Here is a 20,405-nt window from a genome sequence, read left to right as displayed (position 1 = left end):
TGCATAAAGCACGGTTTATCGTGCTTTATACTTTTTTCCGTTTACTCCGCTTCTCATTATAAAACGCACTTTTTAAGAATACGTTTGCAACATAAGGATTATTGTATTCGCTATATTTTGAGTACATTAAGTGCGGTAAGATTTTGATAAATTTTTTACTAGAAGACAAAAATAAACCTCGCATTTAGCGAGGTTTATTTATTGCGAGAAATTATTTCGCGGCTTTTAATTTTTGGTAATATTCTTCATAGTACTGAACGGCATCACCAACATCATCTTGCCAGTAGCTGTTTTGTAATACTTCAGAGGTTGGATAGATTGCTGGGTCTTTAGTAATTTCATCAGGAAGTAATTTTAATGCTTCAACATTTGATGTTGGATAGCCAATTTCTTCCGTTAATTTTGCCGCAGTTTTAGCACCTAACATATAGTTAATTAGTTTGTGTGCGCCATCAGGGTTTTTAGAGGTTGCTGGAATGGCAAGGGTATCAACCCAAAGAACAGGCCCTTCTTTCGGGAATACCATATCTAAAGGGGCTTGTTCTTTTTTCGCAATACGCACAGAACCGTTCCATAATTGACCAACTGTTACTTCACCAGAGATGAATGAGTTAGCTGGGTTGTCAGAGTTGAAAGAAAGTACGTTTGGACGTAATTTGAGTAACTCTTCGTAAGCCTGTTTGATGATAGCAGGATCTTGGGTATTTGGATCTTGACCTAATTTTAATAACGCAATGTTAAAGACTTCGCGTGCATCATCAAGTAATTGTACTTTTCCCGCAAATTCAGGTTTCCATAAATCACCCCAAGAAGTGAAATCAGATCCTTTGTAATCATTGGTGTTATAGGCAATACCCGGTGCGCCTAATAATTGTGGTAAAGAATATTTGTTACCTTTATCATAAGGTTTATCTAACCAGTCTGGGTTTAGCTCTTTAATAACAGGTAATTTGCTGTGATCTAATGGCATTAACATACCTTCACGCGCCATTTTTGACACAAAGTAGTTTGATGGGGCAATCACATCGTAACCACCAGATTCACCTTGTGTTTTTAATTTAGCGTACATTGTTTCATTAGATTCTAGACTTGAAACAATGACTTTGATTCCAGTTTCTTTAGTAAATTCATCTAATAGACCATCTGGCACATATTCTGTCCAAGTGTAAAGATATACGGTATCATTAGCTGGTGCTTTGGTTTCCGCATTCTTTGTTTCTTTATCATTACAAGCTGTTAAAGTCACTGCGATCATTCCGGCTGTGAAAAGACCTGCAAATTTTTTCATTTCTATCATTCTCCTGTTAAGAGGGTTAGAGATATATTTTGTTAAACAAAATACGAATAAAAAACGCCTTGAGGACGTCAAGGCGTATTCTATTTTGTCTATACTTATTTGTGAAGTATTATTTTCCCTTTTGGGCTATTTATCTTTTTTCGCCACAAGCTGACTTAATATGACTAAAGTTAGTGAGAAAATAATCATTATGGTTGCCAGTGCATTCACTTCAGGTGTTACCCCTGTTTTTACCAATGAGAAAATTTTCAGTGGTAAAATTTCGTAGCTGACACCACTTACGAAAGAGGAAACCACAACATCGTCAAGTGAAATGGTAAAGCTGAGTAACCAGCCTGAGACAATGGCAGGCAAGGCTAAAGGCAGAATAATTTTTCGCAGAATGGTAATTTCACTCGCACCTAAATCTTTTGCTGCTTCAAGCATTTTGGCATCAAATCCTTTTAAGCGTGAAAAGACTGTTACCACCACATAAGGCAAGCAGAAGGTAATATGTGCCAGTAATAATGACCAAAAGCCTAATGAAATACCGACAATCATAAATAGGGCAAGTAGGGATACGGCCATAACAATATCAGGCGACATCATAACGATAAATAACATTCCGCTCACCGCTTGTTTACCGCGGAAACGATAGCGATATAAGGCTATGGCAGTTAATCCTCCCACAATGGTGGCAAGGGTTGCCGCAAAAAAGGCAATGGTAACCGAGTGCAATGCGGCTTGGATCAGCGTATCGTTATTAAATAAACGCTCATACCAATTCCAGCTAAACCCTTTCCAACTCAATCCATAACGATCAGCATTAAAAGAATTGGTGACCAAAATGATAATTGGGATATACAAATAAGCGTACACCACCAACATAAAAATATTACGCAGTAAACGACTCATTATTCCAACTCCATTTTTTTATTCATTAATTTACTTGCTTTGTAATAAACAAAAATGAGTAACGCCATTAAAATGGTTAAGCCAATACTAATTGCTGAACCAAATGGCCAGTTACGTGAAATTAAGAACTCGCTCTTAATCACGTTACCCACCAGTAACACTTTCGCACCGCCAAGTAAATCAGCCACATAGAACATTCCCATAGCAGGTAATAGCACTAATAAGCAACCTGCGATAATGCCTGGCATTGTGAGTGGAATAATCACTTTGACAAAGCGTTGGAAACTGTTTGCTCCTAAGTCTTTAGCCGCTTCTAATAAACGGTGATCTAATTTTTCAATAGCGGCATACAACGGCAAAATCATAAATGGTAATAATAAATAGACTAAACCAATAATTACCGCCACTTCGGTATTTAGAATACGAATTGGCTCGTTAATTATGCCTAAGGTCAGTAATGTGCTATTTAACACCCCTTTTACGCCAAGGAAAATTTTCATTCCATAAATACGAATAAGTGAGTTTGTCCAAAATGGTAAAACCACTAAAAAAAGCAAAATTGGACGATATTTTTCCTTAATTTTGCTAATCATAAAGGCAAAAGGATAACCAATAATTAAACAAATAATGGTGGCAATACCCGACATATAAAGTGAATTCCACACCACTTGGGCATAAAGCGGTTCAAATAGGCGTGTGTAATTCTCAAAGGTAAATGGCAATGTATAAAAATCACTGCCATCACGGGTTAAGAAACTGACTGTTAGCACCAATAGGTTAGGCGCTAATACAAACAAAATTAACCAAGCAAAGATGGTTGTAATGGTAATTTTTTGAAATCCCGTATTAGCTGTCTTCATCGTCTAACACAACCTCCCAACCTTCGTGCCAAGTGAGGGCGACTTTTTGTCCTACTGAGTGATCAATATGCGGATCATCTTCATTGAAGAATTCGCTCACTAACACTTTCATATCATTATGATCAAGAATAATGCTAGATTCCAACGTCATTCCTTTATAATTACGATCAGAAACGTGTCCGATAATCGCTTTAGATTGCTCATTTTCATCTAATTCTTCAATCACAATATCTTCAGGGCGTAAAAGCACTTTCAAGTGTTGATCTGGTTGAACCGGTAAATCCGTATAGATTTCACAAATACGTCCTTCAACATTGGCTTTTACGGTTTTTTCGCTTACACGCTCAATCACTTTGGCATCAAAAACGTTGATCTCACCAATAAAGCGTGCAACAAATAAATTCTTCGGCTCTTCGTAAATTTCACGAGGCGTACCGTCTTGTTCAATATTCCCTTTGTTCATTACGATAATACGATCAGACATCGTCAAGGCTTCTTCTTGATCGTGAGTAACGAAAATAAAGGTAATCCCTAATTGACGTTGCAATGCTTTCAGTTCATTTTGCATTTCTTTACGTAATTTATAATCCAATGCAGAAAGAGATTCGTCTAGTAATAACACTTTTGGCTTATTGACTACCGCTCTTGCAATGGCAATACGCTGTTGCTGACCGCCAGAAAGCTGAGTGGGTTTACGTTCAGCCATTTCTTCTAAACGAACCATACGTAAGGCTTCCATTACGCGTGGCTTAATTTCTGCGTTTGGCACTTTTTGCATACGTAAACCAAAAGCCACATTCTCAAAAATCGTCATATGTGGGAAAAGAGCATAACTTTGGAATACGGTATTCACAAAGCGACGTTCTGCCGGCACGTCAGTAATATCCTGACCGTCAAGAATAATCTTACCGCCGTTAGGATCTTCTAATCCTGCGATTAAACGTAAAACAGTGGTTTTACCACAGCCTGAAGGCCCTAAAATCGTCAAAAATTCGCCATTGTTAATGGTAAGATTTAAACCATCAATAATCGTTTTGTCGCCATAAGACTTAGTTAAAGAACGAAGCTCAATAATCGGTTTGGTTTGAACTGAATTTTCCACTAGCTTTGGTTTTCTCCCTAACAAGTTGGTTGAACAATCAATAGATAAAAATAAGTGCTAATGATATAGCGAACGCCTTACAATGAAAAGCAATTAATCACATTTTGCCTAAAAAAATTAGGTTGAATTTTGTTATATATCAATACCTCAAGCCAACAGCCTCGTTAGAATAAAATGCAACAATTTTTGTAAGGCGATAAAATGATTATGGAAAACAGCACGCAATATCAAGAAGGATTACTGGAACGTTTTTTAAACTATGTGAGTTTTGATACACAAGCAAAGTTTAATGCCAAACCCATTCCCAGCTCCATAGGGCAAGCAAAGTTAGCCAAATTTCTACAACAAGAGCTTTTCGCACTGGGCTTGCAACAAATTGAATTAAGTAAACAAGGTATTCTGACCGCATTTTTGCCTTCCAATATTAGCCCCCAAATGCCAACAATTGGGTTTATTAGTCATCTTGATACGTCACCGCAATGTAGTAGCAAACATACCTTACCTGAAGTGATTGAAAATTATCGCGGAGGTGATATTTCTCTTGGCGTTGGTGAGGAATTTATTAGCCCTGTATATCATCCGTTTTTGCAAAAACTGATTAACAAAACCTTGGTGGTGAGTGATGGAAAAACCTTGTTAGGGGCAGATAATAAAGCAGGAATTGCAGAAATTCTGACCGCACTTTATATTTTGCAACAAAATCATCTTTCTCATTGCAATATTCGCCTCGCCTTTGTGCCAGATAAAGAAACAGGGCAAGGAATGAAACATTTTCCTTTTGATAAATTTACTTGCGACTGGGCATATTGTCTTGCAGGGGAAGGGGTTGGCAGTTTGGGCTATGAAAATGTGAATGTTGCTACCGCCACCGTAACGCTTTATGGACGCAATATTCAAGCTGGCGTAGGCAAAGATAAAATGCGTAACGCATTGACATTAGCGTGTGAATTTCAAAAAGGCTTGCCCGCCCAAGAAGTGCCAGAAAAAACAGAACGCAAGCAAGGCTTTTTTCATTTAGAAAGTCTAGCGGGCGATATTGAAAAAGTGGAAATGCGCTATTTAATTTGTGATTTTGATCGGGTGAGCTTTGAGCAACGTAAGGCATTTTTGGCGATGATGATTGTGGATTTTAATCGCAAAAAACGTTTAAGAAAGAAAGCACAGCTAAGTATTGAAGATCAATATAGCAATATGGCTGAGATCATTAAACAGCAGCCAAGATCGCTCCAACTTGCTGATTTAGCTATGAAGCAATGTGGTATTGAACCTATTCTCACGCCGATTCGTTCAGGCTATCTTGGTGCAAAATTGGCGGAAAAGCAAATTCCTTGCCCAATGTTATTTACGGGCGGATACAATTTTCATAGCAAGCAAGAACTGACCACCCTCGAAGGAATGTGGGACGCAGCAAGGGTGATTGTAAAAATGGTTCAGTTAGCCAATAAACTCTGTGGCTAATCAAATAACATTTGCCAAATTTGGCGAATAAACTGCCGTTCAGATTGATATTCTGCTTGCTTTACCACCGCAGGCAAGCCAAGTAAGTTTAAATGATGAATACGGTTGCGTAGGCGAGTGTAGGCATTTTTCAAATGTTCAGAAATATCAACATTTAGCACCGCACTTTTGTTTTCGCTATTTTGGAGTTCTGCCATTGACTCAAAAATCCGCACATTATCTGACCAAATGGTTAAATTAGGGTATTGCGGCGCGTAAGTCAATACCAAATATTGGGCGATAAACTCAATATCCGTAATGCCGCCTTGATCGGTTTTAATATTAAATTCATCAGGATTGGTATGGGCAAGATGTTGATACATTTTCTCACGCATTGCTTTTACGTCTTCCTTAAGTTTGACAAGATCCCGTGGCGCAGAAAGTACCTTACGGCGAATTTGTTCAAAGCGTTGGCGTAAGGCAACATCGCCATAAACGGCACGGCTTCGTACCAGCGCTTGTTTTTCCCACGTCCAAGCGTCATTAAGCTGATAATTCTCAAAGGCACTTAGCGAGCAGCCAAGTAACCCCGCATCACCAGACGGGCGTAGGCGAATATCGATATCATAAAGCACCCCTGCACTCGTATTCATACTAAAAATACTGATGATTTTTTGCGTCAGTTTGAGATAAAACTGATTGCTATCGATCACTTTTTTGCCGCCTTGTGTTTGACCTGTTTTGCTACCGTCAAACAGAAAGACCAAATCCAAATCAGATTTGTAGCCCAGTTCAATGCCACCTAATTTGCCATAGCCAATGACTAAGAAACCTTTCTCATTAGGCGGAAGATATTCAGGAATGCCAAAGCGTGCAGTAACTTGTTGCCAAGCAAGATCTACAACGGCAGCAATAATCGCTTCTGCCAAATAGGTCAAATGATCGCTCACTTTCATTACGGGCAATGCGCCGAGAATATCTGCGGCTGCCACACGTAACAAGGTGCTTTGCTTAAATTGACGCAGGGCATCAATAAACTGTTCTTCGTCATCTTGCGGTAAACGGAGTAGATATTGCTTTAATTCGCTGGCATATTCGCTGAAATCGGTCGGATTTAATAATGCGTTGCGATCTAATAATTCATCAAGCAAAATGGGGTGTCGAGCCACTTGTTGAGCAATAAGCTGTGAGTGTGAACATAGCTCAATGAGCTGATTGAGTACTTGCGGATTTTCCACTAATAATTCCAAATAGGCAGTGCGAGTGAGAATTTTATCCACAATATCTAACATTCGGGGGAGCAAGCTTTCATAGGCTTGATGTTGAAACACTTGGGCAAGTAGCATCGGCATTAACTGCCTTAATACGCCACGCCCTCTGCTTCCAATCGGACGGCGAGCCAGTTCGTTGCGAAACTGAGTAAGGCGTTGTAAGAGCGGTGCATTTTCTGCCAATGTTATGCCATTTTGTTGCAGAATGAGCTGAAGGTCTTCTTCATTGAGATCCGTTTCTAAAAAATCGTTCCATTGGCTATTTTCTTGTGGTGAGGGATCATTTTCTGTACCAATTAATTGCGAAAAAACCGACCGCACTTTATTTTGGTGCGATTGTAATAAGGTATCAAAATCCGCCCAGCTTGTTATGCTATTTTCCACGAGGACAGGCTGTTTTTGCGTATTCCATTGGGTATAACGTTGCAGAGCAACAATCAGGCGCTGGCGATCCAGCTCTTTTTCTGGCAAAAGCTGAGTTTGTTTGTCGTCAATGGCTTGCAACACATTTTCTACACGGCGTAAAAAAAGGTAAGCATTTTTTAAATCAGTGGCTTCTTGAGAGCTAAGTAAAGCGAGTTGTTCCAATTCAGGTAATATGTGAAGCAATCCGTGTTGTTGCAATTTAATTTCACGTCCACCACGAATAAGTTGGAAAACCTGTACAATAAATTCAATTTCACGAATGCCCCCCGCGCCCAGTTTGATATTATCCGATAACCCACGGCGTCGCACTTCCCGTTCAATTTTATGTTTCATTTCGCGTAAAGATTGGATAACGCTAAAATCAATATAACGGCGGTAAACAAAAGGGCGGAGTAAATTTTGTAAGTTTTTGATATTGGGATCTTGCGGATCAGCGCCTAAAATACGCCCTTTGATCATTGCATAGCGTTCCCAATCTCGTCCTTGTTCTTGGTAATATTGTTCCATTGCGGTAAAACTTAGGGCTAATGCCCCCGCTTCACCAAAGGGGCGCAGACGCATATCTGTGCGATACACAAAACCATCAGGGGTATATTGATCTAAGGCATTAATCAAACGTTGTCCTAAGCGAGTGAAAAAGACACTATTTTCAATAGAACGCCTTGCGCCTTGCGTTTCGCCGTTAGCAGGGTAGGTAAAAATGAGATCAATATCTGAGGAAAAGTTCAGTTCAAAACCGCCTAGTTTCCCCATTCCTAAAATATAAAGTTGTTGCGGTTTGCCGTGGCTATCCATTGGTATACCCATTTCAGCACAGGCACGCTGATAAAGCCAATCCCGAGCGGCAATAATAATGGTTTCTGCCAATTGTGAAAGGGCAATGAAAATTTCTTCGACCGTCGCTAAGTTTAAACTTTGACATAAACTTAACTTCGCCATTTCGCGATGACGAAAAAGACGTAATTGGCGATAAAGTTGGGTGTCATCAGTAACTTCTTGAAGTAAGGAATGCAAGGCTTGTTGATAATAGGCTTTATTTTCTAAATGGGGGAATTGTTGCCAACATTGGTGTAAAAAGTGCGGTTGTTTTTTTAACGTTTCTGCCACAAAATCAGACATTGCAATGCCTTGTGCCAGTTTACCTATTGGGCTAGTCGGATCATTTTTCTGCTGTGCAAGTTGCGTGTAAAGCCCTTCATTATAATGTTCAGGGTAATGCTGAATTAAACAATCTGCCAGTGTTTTCAACGTATCGTCAAGGTGGGGAATAGAAAATGCCATAGGTTATCCTTATCAATCATTAACTGATTGCTAACTATAAAGAAATTTTGAGAATTTTTAAATACATAGATTGCATTAGTAAAGGAAAATTACTACACTGAACGCGAGCTAGAGGCTCAAATTAGTCGGGGTGCTTGATAGCTGAGATCATACCCGTGAACCTGATACAGTTAATACTGACGTAGGAAACTAATTTTTTTGCTGTTCACGTCAATATTGCTGGTCGTTTTTTATTGGAAGGAAACACTATGCAATTCAAAAAATCTTTTTCTCTTACTTTTCTTACCGCACTTTTTAGCACTAGTCTGATGGCGACACCAAGCTCCGCGCAAGAGGTGCAAGTTTATACTTATGATAGTTTTAGTGCTGATTGGGGCGCCGGTCCAAAAGTGAAAGCGCTGTTTGAGCAAACTCACCCCCAATGTCAGGTGAATTATGTGCCTTTTGATAGCACTGGGATAATGTTTAATCGGATTCGCCTTGAAGGGAAAAAGAGCAAAGCCGATATTGTGCTAGGCTTAGATCAAACAATGCTTGAAGAAGCGAAAAAGACCTCATTATTTGCAGAACATCAGGTGCCAATGGCGCAACTTTCTTTACCTGAGAAGTGGGAAGATAAGGTGTTCTTACCTTATGATTTTGGTGCTTATGCCTTCGTATATCATAAAGAAAAATTACCAAACCCACCGAAAAGCCTAAAAGAGTTGGTTGATAATCAACAACTTCGCATCATTTATCAAGATCCGCGTACCAGTGGCGTAGGGCGTGGATTAGTGATCTTAATGAATGAAGTTTATGGCGATGATGTAGAGGCGGCGTGGAAGAAATTGGCTCGCCATACCGTCACCGTAGGGAAAGGTTGGTCAGAAACTTACGGCGCATTTTTAAAAGGCGAATCAGATTTGGTGTTTAGTTATAACACTTCACCGCTTTATCATCTCTTAAATGACAAGGATGCCAATTATGCCGCGGCAGATTTTGTTGAAGGGCAAGTGCTACAAATTGAAACCGCTGCGCGAATGGCAAATCATCCTAACGCTTGTGCTGATGCCTTTATGCAATTTTTGATTACTCCAGAAGCGCAACGCCAAATTTCACAAAAAAATATTATGTTTGCCGTTATTGATGAAAAAATTGAACCGCACTTTGATGCGTTGAAGCAAGCACAGCAAAGCAAAACCACGTTGGGAAGTGGCGTCAATACAGAACAATTAAAACAATGGACGAACACTTGGCAAGCCAGCTTAACACAATAATACGCCGTTACTTGCAAAAATTCCCCCTTTCTTCAATGCTTGGGGGAATGGGCGTGATATTGCTATTGGCGGCATTTTATGGCTTTACCTTAAGTGCGGTGTTAAATCTTGGCAATCATCAGCAATGGACGGCACTTTGGCAAGATAACTATATTCGCCACGTTATTGCCTTTAGTTTTGGGCAGGCATTTCTTTCGGCATTCTTATCGGTGAGTATCGGATTATTATTTGCCCGTGCGTTTTTTTACCAAGATTTCTGTGGTAAATCGCTTATTTTGAAATTATTTTCCCTCACTTTTGTGTTACCTGCTTTGGTGGCTGTACTAGGATTATTAGGAATTTATGGACATTCAGGTTGGTTGGTAAGGTTATTTTCCGCCCTTGAGATTGACTGGAAACCCAATATTTATGGCTTAAGTGGCATTTTAATCGCACATTTATTTTTTAATATTCCTTTAGCAAGCCGTCTATTTTTGCAAGCCCTATCAAGCATTCCTAATCAGCAACGTCAGCTTAGTTCACAGCTTAATATTCGCGGTTGGCAATTTATTCGTTTAATCGAATTACCTTATTTACGCCAACAATTTTTGCCTGCCTTTGTGTTAATTTTTATGCTTTGCTTTACTAGCTTTGCCATTGTCCTCACACTTGGTGGCGGGCCAGCGTATACCACCTTAGAAGTGGCGATTTACCAAGCCATTTTATTTGAATTTGATTTACCTAAAGCGGCAATGTTAGCATTGTTGCAATGCGGTTTTTGTGTCCTATTGCTTATGATGAGCAGCTTCTTTCATCGCAAAGATCCTAGCCAGCTCGATTTACGCCAGTTCTGGCGAGAAAAGCAGACAAGTGCGGTGCAAATTTGGCAAGTTTTTTGTGTGGGCAGTGTGCTGATTTTTCTTTTTTTACCCTTGCTTTATATGGTGGTGGCAGGATTAGATTGGGACGCGTGGCAAAAAGTGGCACAAAATCCCCAGTTGTGGCGTGCTTTGGGTTATTCCTTAAGTATTGCGCTATGTTCTGCGCTATTTGCTATTGTATTGTCAATGGCATTACTCTTGCTCGTGCGACGCTTAGCTTGGCAAAGCCACCGTTACTGTGCCAATGTCATTAGTAATATAGGAATGATCGTGCTTGCGATCCCGACTTTAGTGGTGGCGTTAGGGCTATTTATTCGTTTGCAAGATCTTGATTTTCAGCCGTGGCATCTTCTCCTTATTGTAGCGTTTTGTAATGGCATTTTGGCAATGCCTTTTGTGATTCGCACGCTTTCTGCCCCAATGTATCAAACAATGCAATATGAGCGACTTTGCCAATCTCTTGGCGTGCAAGGCTGGCAACGCTGGCGAGTGGTAGAATGGCAAACTTTGCGTTCAGCGATGCGGTATGCTAGCGCATTGGCTTGTGCCTTATCGCTGGGCGATTTCACAGCGATTGCTTTATTTGGTAATCAAGATTTCATCTCTTTGCCTTATTTGCTTTATCAGCAATTAGGCTCATATCGTATGCAAGAAGCGAGCGTAACCGCCTTAATTTTATTAGGGTTATGTGGTCTGTTATTTATGATGATTGAAAAACCGCAAAATGTGGCATAGCGAAAAGCAAGAGCAAAGCGAAAATAGCAAAAAATTGCACCGCACTTTGTTTTTGTTCGATATTGGTTCTTATTACGTTAATGATTTAGGCAAGATAATGATTAAACTGAATACTTATTTTCATTACCCCAATCAAGCGATGCACTTCCAACTGCATATTTCGGCGGGACAACGTGTTGCCATAGTGGGGGCGAGTGGGGCGGGGAAAAGCACGTTACTCAATTTAATTGCTGGATTTGAACTCGCCGACAAGGGGGAAATTTGGCTTAATGGGCAAAATCACACCTTTAGCGCGCCTCATCAGCGTCCTGTTTCGATGCTCTTTCAAGAGAATAATTTGTTTACGCATTTAACGGTGGCTGAAAATATCGCCTTAGGTTTAAAGCCCAGTTTAACGCTGAGTGCGGAAGAAAAAGCACAAGTGGAAAAGGCAGCAAGTGCGGTCGGATTAGGCGATTTTTTATCTCGCTTACCTAATGCCCTTTCTGGCGGGCAGAAACAGCGTGTTGCCTTAGCCCGTTGTCTGCTTCGTGATAAACCGATTTTATTGCTTGATGAACCATTTTCAGCGCTTGATCCGCATTTGCGTCAAGAAATGTTGAATTTATTAGAGAATTTATCTCAGCAGAAAACATTGACGTTGCTCATTGTTACTCATCAACCTAATGAATTAGTTGGAAAAATTGATCGCCTTTTATGTGTTGAAAATGGTAGGATTAGTGATAAATCATTACCTGAATTAAAAATTTAGGTCTAAAATAGACCGCACTTTTTGTAATAAGGATAATTTATGACAATCACAAACATTCAAATTCCTTCTTTAACACCGCACCCAACCTTAGAATATTGGTCAGTGTGTAAAGTGGAAGCGTTATTTGAAACCCCTTTTTTAGAGTTGGTGTATCGTGCTGCTCAGGTTCATCGTGAGAATTTTAACCCACGGGCGATTCAACTTTCTACCTTAATGTCGATTAAAACAGGGGGTTGCCCTGAGGATTGTGGTTATTGTCCACAATCGGCACGCTATCAAACAGGGGTGCAAAATCAACAATTAATTAATGTTGATGAGATTGTTGAGAAAGCGAAAGTGGCGAAATCCCGTGGCGCAAGTCGTTTTTGTATGGGGGCGGCTTGGCGTGGGCCAAAACCAAAAGATATTGAAAAAATCACCACGATTATTAAAGCAGTAAAAGATCTGGGGCTAGAAACCTGCGGGACGTTTGGCTTATTGCAAGATGGTATGGCGGAAGATTTGAAAAAAGCTGGGTTGGATTACTACAATCATAATATTGATACCGCACCAGAGCATTATGAAAAAATTATTGGCACACGCCAATTTGATGATCGTATTAATACCCTTGGGAAAGTGCGTAAAGCCGGTTTAAAGGTATGTTGTGGGGGAATTGTTGGGATGGATGAAACACGGAAAGAACGTGCCGCATTTATTGCCAGCTTAGCTAATCTCGATCCACAACCAGAATCCGTGCCAATCAACCAATTAGTGAAAGTGGAAGGCACACCATTGGCTGAGGCGGCGGAATTAGATTGGACGGAGTTTGTGCGTACCATTGCCGTTGCACGAATTGTGATGCCAAAAAGTTATGTCCGTTTATCTGCGGGACGTCAAGGAATGTCAGAAGAAATGCAAGCAATGTGTTTTATGGCTGGGGCAAATTCGATTTTCTATGGGGATAAGCTATTAGTAACAGAAAATCCCGAAGAAGATGGCGATCAGCTTCTAATGGCAAAACTCGATCTTGAACCAGAAACAGAAGAAAATCGTCTGCAACAAGAACAAAATTAATGTAACGATTTATTGACGCAATGGCAGCATAGACGCTGCCATTTTTATTGCGATGTCAGTTTAACAAGATAATCCAATGCGCTAAGTACAGGATAAACCGTTGAGGAAAATGAAATTACGATAATAAATTTTTCTTTCTTAAATCACGAGTAATGCGAATAGCAGTTTCGGTTTCACAGCCAGCGTACTCAGCGATTTCTCGGTGTGTCCAATGGTAATCAGGAAAGTTTTCTGTTAAGAAATAAATACTATCAATCACACGATCTAAACTTTTTAAATACGCACTTTTAGCAAGGCGATCTTCTGCATCACGCAGTTCATTTGAAAGAATTTGGAATAGAAAGCGAATGGTTTCAGGGTTTTCTAGAAAGAAGGAATCAATATGTTGTGGCGTGATTTTGATAATTTCTGCTTCCATTAATACTTTCGCCGTGCAATGGTATTTCTTATCACCAAATAGGGTACGAAATCCAAAATAATCCCCTACTTTATAAATTCTCACTAAACTTTCTTTACCATTTTCAAGGGTATGATATAAGCCAATAAGCCCATTTTTTACACAATAAAACGAGTGGGCAGTTTCCCCTTGACGATAAAGCTGAGTGCCTTTTTCAACAGCAACCAAATGATTATATTGACAATTTTTAAAATTCATCGCTTTAAGCATTTCCATATCCTATATAATTTATCCTTGTATTACTCGCAATAGTAGCATATAGCAGGCAATAAAAAGCAAGATCATACTAAGCCATTTACGTGCGGTTTCCTCTTTGATAATGCCACGAAGTTTCATACTGATGAAACTCATAAAAAAAGCACTTAGCACGACAATGAGTACAATGGAGAAACTCACATAGCCAATCTGTAAGGAATGGGGGATAATCACTTCTGGGGTCTTGGTTAAATAGCCGTAAAGATTGCCAATGCCGCCAATCACCATCATATAATTGGTATAAACCGCCACACTTTTAATGCTAACACTGGGCAACTGGCTAATTAGTGGCGACATAATTGAGCCACCACCGATCCCTGTAATCCCAGCAATTCCCCCACCTAGAAAGCAGAATAGGCTACCACGTAAGCGATCTTTTTTCTGTGTTTGTTGCTTTTTCTTATTGTTCGGATGCAAAAAGGTTTTTAATGCCAATACAATCAGCGTAATGACAAAGACCCCTATTATCAGGTTATCTGAAACATTAAAGCTGAGATGAAAGCCAAGTTGTACACCAATGATCATACTTAGTGACCAAAGGAGCAATTTTTTCTTATCAATCTCAATATTTAGCTTATAAAAGTAAAACAGATTAATTAACGCTGATCCCATTACGATAGTCAGTGAAGTGGCAGAAATCATTTGGATTGGCATATAAGGGAAAAGTGTATGTAAAATGGGTACCATCAACACCCCGCCACCAATACCAAAAATAGCTGACATCAGGTTAGTTAATATACCGCATAAAAGAAGAATAATGATCAAAGAAAAGGTCATAGTCTATCCTTATGATTTTTCCTTTATTATGAATAATCAAATTAATAATCCTTATGATCGGCATCATAAAAGCAAATATCAAAACTCTGTTTTAATATTTTTGTGATCTTGATCTTGTTTTTAAAGTGCGGTGCTTTTCCCCTGTGAAATATTTGCCTATGATAAGGTTGAATGCTCAGTTTTAGTTATTTTTGTGTCGTATCTAACCAGCTTGAACATCGCAATGGCTCAGATTAATCGTCTTTGATTTGAGGTGTCTTTTCACAATAAATAATAAGGATAATTGTTATATGAAAAAATCACTTTCCCTTCTTGCACTTTCACTTATTGCCGCAACAAGTACAGCAAGTGCGGTAGAAATTTATAAAAAAGATGGCACTAGCGTACAGCTTAATGGGCAATTTAGACCAATGCTTGCGCATACCGAAGGGCAACGTTCAGATTTGCGTGATCGTGGCTCGCGTGTGGAGTTTATCTTTGCGCAAGATATGACAGAAGAGATACGATTAATCGGTAAAACCAGAATTGTTTTTAATGGAAAAGATGCCAGTGGTAGCAATCATTCAGGTTTTGGTGATCCGCGTACGGCACAACTTTATCTTGGTATAGAACATAAAGCCGTAGGACGTTTATATTTAGGTCGTTTACCAACCAATGGCGATGCCATTATGTTAGGTGATTGGCAGTTAGGGGGAAGCGGACGTAATCCACTTACCGCAGAAGCCAATAAAGGCTTGCATTTCCGTTCTGTAGAATTAGCTGGGTTCCAATTTGGTTCGGATTATTTATTTGGTTCGGCTGAAAAAGGAGTGAATAACTCACCGAAGCATTTAAAAAATGGCTACGGGCTTGCACTCTATTATACCAATAAATTGAATGACGACTGGCGATTACGCTTTAGAGCAGGTTACACTCGCGATAACTATGATAGTTATCAATTCTCTGCACCAAATAGCGCAGGAATAAATCAATCTTGGATTGAAAAAAATGTAAATCGTTCTGCGTGGCGTGTGGCGGCGGAAGTGAAATACCGTAATTTAGAAGTTGCTTATAACTATGGTGAATTAAAAGATCTACAACGTGCGAACTACCTTGATCATAATGCAGTAAAAGAAAAAAGACATTTCCTTGCAGCAAAATATTTCATCACACCAAAATTTGCTGGTTATAGCCAATTCCGTTATGAAAAACGGGGTGACAATGTGAACCACGGTTACACCTTAGGGCTTGATTATCGCCCAATCAAAGACTTAATCACCTTTATTGAATTTGGACGTGATCGTAATATCAGTAACGTGAATGTGCATAATAAATATGTAAATCAATACTACACGGGTTTCCGTTTCTTATTCTAAGGGAGAGCCTATGAAAGCGAGCTTATTTCCAAAGCTAAGCCTATTAACTGCTTGTGTCATCACGGGCAGTGTGAATGCGACGAATTATGCGTGGGATTTTTTTGAAAATGCACAGCCTCCAGCTTATTTAACCGTTACAAATGGGCAAGTTGCACCGAGTGCGTTGCATTACAAAGATGGGAAGCAGGCGTTGCATTGGCAGTTTGAGCCAAAAGGGCGCTTAGTGTTTTCACAAAATTTAGATTTTTCACAAAATGACGATATTTTGCCGCAAACGTTTATGCTATGGCTTTATAATGAAAAAGCCGTTAAACAGCCTCTTCACTTTAGTTTTGAACAACAAGGCAAGGTGAAAAAATCTTTTGATATTAATTTAGATTTTACAGGCTGGCGCGGTATTGCAGTACCATTTCGCGATATGCAAGGCGAAAATGTGACAAGCTTAGACAAGTTGGTGATTCAAGCGCCTGATGAAGCGGGATCACTTTATTTAGATCAGCTTTTATTCAATGTTCCTGTGGATAATCGTTACCCAATTCCTGATTATCAAGCCTCTTTTGTTAATCCTACTGCAAGTACGGCAGTGAATAAAAACTGGAATGGTTTGCTGTTGTATGATCAAATGTTAAGCAAAAATTACCCGCACTTTGATTTTAATAGAAGTCTGCATTCCGATCCGCAAAGTGAAAGCATTTACCAACGTTTTGAGCAAGTGTTAAATGTGTTTACGGATAAACCAAGTGCGGTGGATTTTTCACAAATTTTACAAAAATATCAAGCTTTTAATATCAGTGAAAAAGAGGGCGTCATTCAAGGTCCAATGCTTGATTTCCCTGCTCGACAGAAGTTTATGAAAAATGATCAAGTGTTTAGCAAGCAAGATCAAGATTTCTTACTTCGTTCTGTGTCAATGCGTGAGCTAGGTAAAGTGATGTTAGAAAGTGCAAAAGCCTTGCGCATGGGGCAATTGACAGAGGAACAACGCCAACAGCTGGAAGCCAAATTCTTGCTTGCCACCCGTTATTTATTTGATCAAGGTTTTGTGCGTGGTAGCAGTATCCAAATTGTTACCCATATGGGCTATCAAAACCGAGAACTTTTTGATGCGTGGTTCTTAATGCGTGATTTACTTGAAAAGCAAGGATTGCTTGAACAAGCACAAGGCGCAATGGCGTGGTTTAGTGGAACAGGGCGTATTTTTGAGCCTGATGAACGTATTGTTGAAGCAAATGTGGATATTTTAAATACGCAACTCCAATGGATTGTAAAAAGTATTTTACTGTTACCAAATGAACAGCAACGAACAGGCTTGTTAAAACAATTTTCCCATTGGTTGAGTACCACCATTTTACAATCAAAAGGGGTTGCCGGGGGATTTAAGCCGGATGGCTCGATTTTCCACCATTCACAACATTACACCGCATACGGAAAAGACGCCTTTGGTGGGCTAGCCCCTGTGATTTATGCTATGAGTGATTCACCTTATGCACTTAATCAAGCTGCCCGAGAACGTCTAAATGATGTGTTATATAAAATGTGGGTTTATAGTAAAGATGGGCATATCCCAATTGTTATTAGTGGGCGTCACCCAACGGGAAAATTTTCTGTTGCTGCAGCACCATTTAAATGGTTTGCCTTAGCAGGTAATGAGAAAAATGGGGAAAAAATTGACCGCACTTTTGCAGGAATTTATGCGGCGTTATCGCATAAGCCAACCTTTGAACAAGTTCCAGCCATTGCAGAACCCGCAGGGGCTTGGACAATGAACTATGCATCAATGGTAATACAACGCCGTCATCAAGATGATCCAAACTTGTCTTGGCTTGCTATTGCACGAGGATTTAGCCGTTATTTAGTAGGAAATGAATCTTACGAGAAAAACAATCGCTATGGACGGTATATGTCCTATGGTGCATTAGAAATTATCCCCCAACATTTTGATGATCGTGGTTATCGTTATGATGGTTGGGATTGGAACCGTTTCCCCGGCACAACAACCATTCATCTGCCTTATCCAGAGCTAAAAGCACAGTTGTTACAACTCCCTGCTGCGGGGCTTGAGGAAATGCTACTTTCCACGGAAACCTATGCAGGTGGAACAGATTTGGATAATAACAGTATGTATGCAATGAAACTGCGTGGACACAGTAAATATCAGCAAGATTCGCTATTTGCACGAAAATCTTATTTCCTATTTGATAACCAAATTATTGCATTAGGGACAGATATTCAGAATGATGATAAACAACATAGAACAGAAACCACCTTATTCCAGCATAGTGTGGCAGAACTTCAACCTGTTTTAGTCAATGGAAATGCTGTTTCGGCATTAGGCACAAAACAAGAGATTAAACAAGCAGTTACCTTTGCGGATCCTGCTGGTAATCGCTATTATGTGCCAGAAGGGCAAAATGTTGTGTTTACTTATCAAGAGCAAGAATCTGTTGATGATCGTGATGACAAACCAACGAAAGGGAAATTTGCCACAGCGGTTATTGATCACGGTGTCGCCCCGAAAAATGGGCAATATGAATATGCTATTCTTGTTGCGGCTAAAAATGATCAAATGCCAGCTTATCAAAAATTATCGCAAACGAATAAACTACACGCAGTTAAAGATAAGCATAGTGGACAAGAAGCCTATGCTTATTTTGAAGCAGAGCATAATGATGTAGGTGGGATTATACTTGGATCAGATCAGCCTGTCATGGTGATGGCACAACAGCAAGATCAATCACTTGATTTATCTATTGTGAATCCAGATCTCGCTTTCTATAAAGGGATTGAAGCGGATCAGGTTAAAGCGGGCAAACAAGCCGAAGTTAGTATTTATTCCCGTCAATGGCGTGAAAGCGCGTCTCAGACGCAAAATTCTACCTTAACGGTAAAAGGTAAATGGCAGCTTAAACAGGCTAGCCAGTGTGCAACGGCAACGGTGAAAGGGGATACCACATTGATATCCACCCAAACCACAGATGCAACACCTTGCAAAGTGAGATTAGTCGTAGCGAAATAGCGCCTAAAAAACCATAAAAAAATACCGCACTTTAAAGTGCGGTAATATTTTTTCAAATTTTGATTAAAGCACTTTTACAACACTTTCACAAAGGTAACGAATGTTATCTTCGGTAATACCTGCAACATTGATTCGCCCTGAACGCACAGCATAAATAGCAAATTCTTCTTTTAAACGATCGACTTGCTCTGGTGTTAAACCACTAAATGAGAACATACCGTTTTGTTGCTCAATAAAGCTGAAGTCTTGCTGTGCGCCGTATTCTTTTAATAATGCGACGAATTGGTGACGCATTTCTTTAATACGATGACGCATTTCCCCTAGCTCGGTTGTCCATTCTTCTCTTAATGCGGGATCGGCGAGTACGATCGCCACACTGGAAGCACCGTGAGATGCTGGGTTAGAGTAGAGTGTGCGGATAATGGATTTCACTTGACTCAATGCTGTTGTAGCGATTTCCGCGGTTTCGGCAACTAAGGTGAACGCACCAACACGCTCATTATATAAGCCGAAGTTTTTAGAATAAGAACTCGCAATTAATAATTCTTTGTGGTTCGCTGCGAAAGTGCGTAAACCAAAGGCATCTTCTTCTAAACCATTTGCTAGTCCTTGATAAGCGAAGTCGAATAGCGGTAACCAGCCATTTTTAGCAGACATTTCAGCCAGTTGTTGCCATTGTTCTGGGGTTGGGTCGATACCTGTCGGGTTATGGCAGCAGCCGTGTAATAACACCACATCGCCTTCACTTGCATTGCTTAAATCAGCGATTAAATTCTCCCAGTCAAGGGCTTTGCGTTCTGCATCATAGTAACGATATTCGCGAATGGTTACGCCCACCGCATTAAAAATCGCATTATGGTTTGGCCAAGTAGGCGTGCTAATCCAAACATTTTGGGCTTTTGTTTGACGTTTAATAAATTCTGCGGCAATACGCAATGCTCCAGTTCCACCAAGGCTTTGTACGGTTTTAGCTCGTCCTTGTTTTACAATTTCTGAATGCTCGCCAAACAAAACGCCTTGCGTACGCGCATTAAAATCAGCAACACCATCAATCGAAAGATAATTTTTGGTGGTTTCAGCCTCAAATAAACGTTGTTCGGCTGATTTCACCGCTTTCATAATGGGTGTGTTGCCTTTAGCATCTTTATAGACACCAATCCCTAAGTTGATTTTGTGAGTACGATCATCGGCTTTAAAGGCTTCACCTAAACCTAAAATAGGATCGGCTGGAGCAGCATTAATATGTTCAAACATCGTGATTATCCTTCTAATGTTGTGTTGAATTTGTGGTTAATAATGTTATTTCTCTAAGAGAAGAAATC

The 20,405-nt window shown here is 39.9% G+C and carries 15 protein-coding genes and 1 riboswitch; of the genes, 7 read left to right on the top strand and 8 right to left on the bottom strand.

Going from position 1 to position 20,405, the window contains the following annotated elements; translation table 11 throughout:
* Positions 1-211 precede the first annotated feature (211 nt).
* The 4 genes from L4F91_RS06575 to potA all read right to left on the bottom strand — a co-directional run bounded on the left by L4F91_RS06575 (position 212) and on the right by potA (position 4,153).
* Positions 212-1,288 (bottom strand): extracellular solute-binding protein, encoded by a 1,077-nt coding sequence (locus L4F91_RS06575; protein ID WP_395895507.1) that lies wholly within the window; start codon positions 1,286-1,288, stop codon positions 212-214.
* 135 nt (positions 1,289-1,423) lie between these two features.
* Entirely contained in the window at positions 1,424-2,191 is a 768-nt protein-coding gene (gene potC, locus L4F91_RS06570; protein WP_250349812.1) for a spermidine/putrescine ABC transporter permease PotC, read from the bottom strand.
* Positions 2,191-3,051: a spermidine/putrescine ABC transporter permease PotB gene (gene potB / locus L4F91_RS06565; RefSeq protein WP_250363335.1), complete on the bottom strand. Its 861-nt coding sequence runs from the start codon at positions 3,049-3,051 to the stop codon at positions 2,191-2,193. Before potB ends, potC begins: the two co-directional genes overlap by 1 nt.
* Positions 3,038-4,153 (bottom strand): spermidine/putrescine ABC transporter ATP-binding protein PotA, encoded by a 1,116-nt coding sequence (gene potA / locus L4F91_RS06560; RefSeq protein ID WP_250349814.1) that lies wholly within the window; start codon positions 4,151-4,153, stop codon positions 3,038-3,040. The genes potB and potA overlap by 14 nt, the downstream gene beginning before the upstream one ends.
* Before the next feature lie 201 nt (positions 4,154-4,354).
* Here potA and pepT point away from each other — a divergent pair, with 201 nt between their 5' ends.
* Positions 4,355-5,611, top strand: a complete 1,257-nt coding sequence (pepT, locus tag L4F91_RS06555) for a peptidase T (protein ID WP_395895504.1) — start codon at positions 4,355-4,357, stop codon at positions 5,609-5,611.
* On the opposite strand, the gene glnE is transcribed toward pepT, so the two are convergent.
* A complete protein-coding gene (gene glnE, locus L4F91_RS06550; RefSeq protein ID WP_395895502.1) occupies positions 5,608-8,568 on the bottom strand; it encodes a bifunctional [glutamate--ammonia ligase]-adenylyl-L-tyrosine phosphorylase/[glutamate--ammonia-ligase] adenylyltransferase in 2,961 nt (986 codons plus the stop codon). The genes pepT and glnE overlap by 4 nt on opposite strands.
* Positions 8,569-8,684: 116 nt before the next feature.
* Positions 8,685-8,773, top strand: a riboswitch (TPP riboswitch).
* Between the two features lie 43 nt (positions 8,774-8,816).
* On the opposite strand from glnE, the gene thiB reads away from it, so the two are divergent.
* The 4 genes from thiB (at position 8,817) to bioB (ending at position 13,223) form a co-directional block, all read left to right on the top strand.
* Complete coding sequence (thiB, locus tag L4F91_RS06545; RefSeq protein ID WP_395895500.1) at positions 8,817-9,824, top strand: thiamine ABC transporter substrate binding subunit; 1,008 nt, start codon at positions 8,817-8,819, stop codon at positions 9,822-9,824.
* Between the two features lie 35 nt (positions 9,825-9,859).
* Positions 9,860-11,419: a thiamine/thiamine pyrophosphate ABC transporter permease ThiP gene (gene thiP / locus L4F91_RS06540; protein WP_395897850.1), complete on the top strand. Its 1,560-nt coding sequence runs from the start codon at positions 9,860-9,862 to the stop codon at positions 11,417-11,419.
* Positions 11,420-11,516: 97 nt separating this feature from the next.
* On the top strand, positions 11,517-12,170 hold the full coding sequence (gene thiQ / locus L4F91_RS06535) for a thiamine ABC transporter ATP-binding protein (RefSeq protein ID WP_395897848.1): 654 nt from the start codon (positions 11,517-11,519) through the stop codon (positions 12,168-12,170).
* 39 nt (positions 12,171-12,209) lie between these two features.
* Positions 12,210-13,223, top strand: a complete 1,014-nt coding sequence (gene bioB, locus L4F91_RS06530) for a biotin synthase BioB (protein WP_250349817.1) — start codon at positions 12,210-12,212, stop codon at positions 13,221-13,223.
* 115 nt (positions 13,224-13,338) lie between these two features.
* On the opposite strand, the gene L4F91_RS06525 is transcribed toward bioB, so the two are convergent.
* Positions 13,339-13,896 carry a Crp/Fnr family transcriptional regulator gene (locus L4F91_RS06525; RefSeq protein WP_395895498.1) on the bottom strand — a complete coding sequence of 186 codons (558 nt, stop codon included), beginning with the start codon at positions 13,894-13,896 and terminating at the stop codon, positions 13,339-13,341.
* A 12-nt stretch (positions 13,897-13,908) separates the two neighbouring features.
* The gene (locus L4F91_RS06520; RefSeq protein ID WP_395895496.1) at positions 13,909-14,712 is read right to left on the bottom strand and encodes a sulfite exporter TauE/SafE family protein; all 804 of its coding nucleotides are present in this window, start codon (positions 14,710-14,712) and stop codon (positions 13,909-13,911) included.
* Positions 14,713-15,002: 290 nt separating this feature from the next.
* Here L4F91_RS06520 and L4F91_RS06515 point away from each other — a divergent pair, with 290 nt between their 5' ends.
* A complete protein-coding gene (locus L4F91_RS06515; RefSeq protein ID WP_395895494.1) occupies positions 15,003-16,067 on the top strand; it encodes a porin in 1,065 nt (354 codons plus the stop codon).
* 10 nt (positions 16,068-16,077) lie between these two features.
* Positions 16,078-19,083, top strand: coding sequence for a chondroitinase family polysaccharide lyase (locus L4F91_RS06510; RefSeq protein WP_395895492.1), 3,006 nt, complete (start codon positions 16,078-16,080; stop codon positions 19,081-19,083).
* 63 nt (positions 19,084-19,146) lie between these two features.
* Here L4F91_RS06510 and L4F91_RS06505 read toward each other — a convergent pair whose 3' ends face one another.
* On the bottom strand, positions 19,147-20,337 hold the full coding sequence (locus L4F91_RS06505) for an amino acid aminotransferase (protein WP_395895490.1): 1,191 nt from the start codon (positions 20,335-20,337) through the stop codon (positions 19,147-19,149).
* Positions 20,338-20,405: the final 68 nt, after the last annotated feature.

This window comes from Avibacterium sp. 20-126, from assembly GCF_044358625.1.
Classification (GTDB): Bacteria; Pseudomonadota; Gammaproteobacteria; order Enterobacterales; family Pasteurellaceae; genus Avibacterium.
The sequence above is the reverse complement of the archived record's forward strand: the minus strand, read 5'-3'. Positions and strand labels throughout refer to the sequence as shown.

Coding starts and splice junctions, on each gene's coding strand:
- potB (WP_250363335.1), bottom strand. CDS start 3,051: ATGAAGACAGCTAATACGGGATTTCAAAAAATTACCATTACAACCATC.
- potC (WP_250349812.1), bottom strand. CDS start 2,191: ATGAGTCGTTTACTGCGTAATATTTTTATGTTGGTGGTGTACGCTTAT.
- L4F91_RS06510 (WP_395895492.1), top strand. CDS start 16,078: ATGAAAGCGAGCTTATTTCCAAAGCTAAGCCTATTAACTGCTTGTGTC.
- L4F91_RS06575 (WP_395895507.1), bottom strand. CDS start 1,288: ATGAAAAAATTTGCAGGTCTTTTCACAGCCGGAATGATCGCAGTGACT.
- L4F91_RS06505 (WP_395895490.1), bottom strand. CDS start 20,337: ATGTTTGAACATATTAATGCTGCTCCAGCCGATCCTATTTTAGGTTTA.
- L4F91_RS06515 (WP_395895494.1), top strand. CDS start 15,003: ATGAAAAAATCACTTTCCCTTCTTGCACTTTCACTTATTGCCGCAACA.
- L4F91_RS06520 (WP_395895496.1), bottom strand. CDS start 14,712: ATGACCTTTTCTTTGATCATTATTCTTCTTTTATGCGGTATATTAACT.
- bioB (WP_250349817.1), top strand. CDS start 12,210: ATGACAATCACAAACATTCAAATTCCTTCTTTAACACCGCACCCAACC.
- glnE (WP_395895502.1), bottom strand. CDS start 8,568: ATGGCATTTTCTATTCCCCACCTTGACGATACGTTGAAAACACTGGCA.
- L4F91_RS06525 (WP_395895498.1), bottom strand. CDS start 13,896: ATGGAAATGCTTAAAGCGATGAATTTTAAAAATTGTCAATATAATCAT.
- thiB (WP_395895500.1), top strand. CDS start 8,817: ATGCAATTCAAAAAATCTTTTTCTCTTACTTTTCTTACCGCACTTTTT.
- thiQ (WP_395897848.1), top strand. CDS start 11,517: ATGATTAAACTGAATACTTATTTTCATTACCCCAATCAAGCGATGCAC.
- pepT (WP_395895504.1), top strand. CDS start 4,355: ATGATTATGGAAAACAGCACGCAATATCAAGAAGGATTACTGGAACGT.
- thiP (WP_395897850.1), top strand. CDS start 9,860: ATGCTTGGGGGAATGGGCGTGATATTGCTATTGGCGGCATTTTATGGC.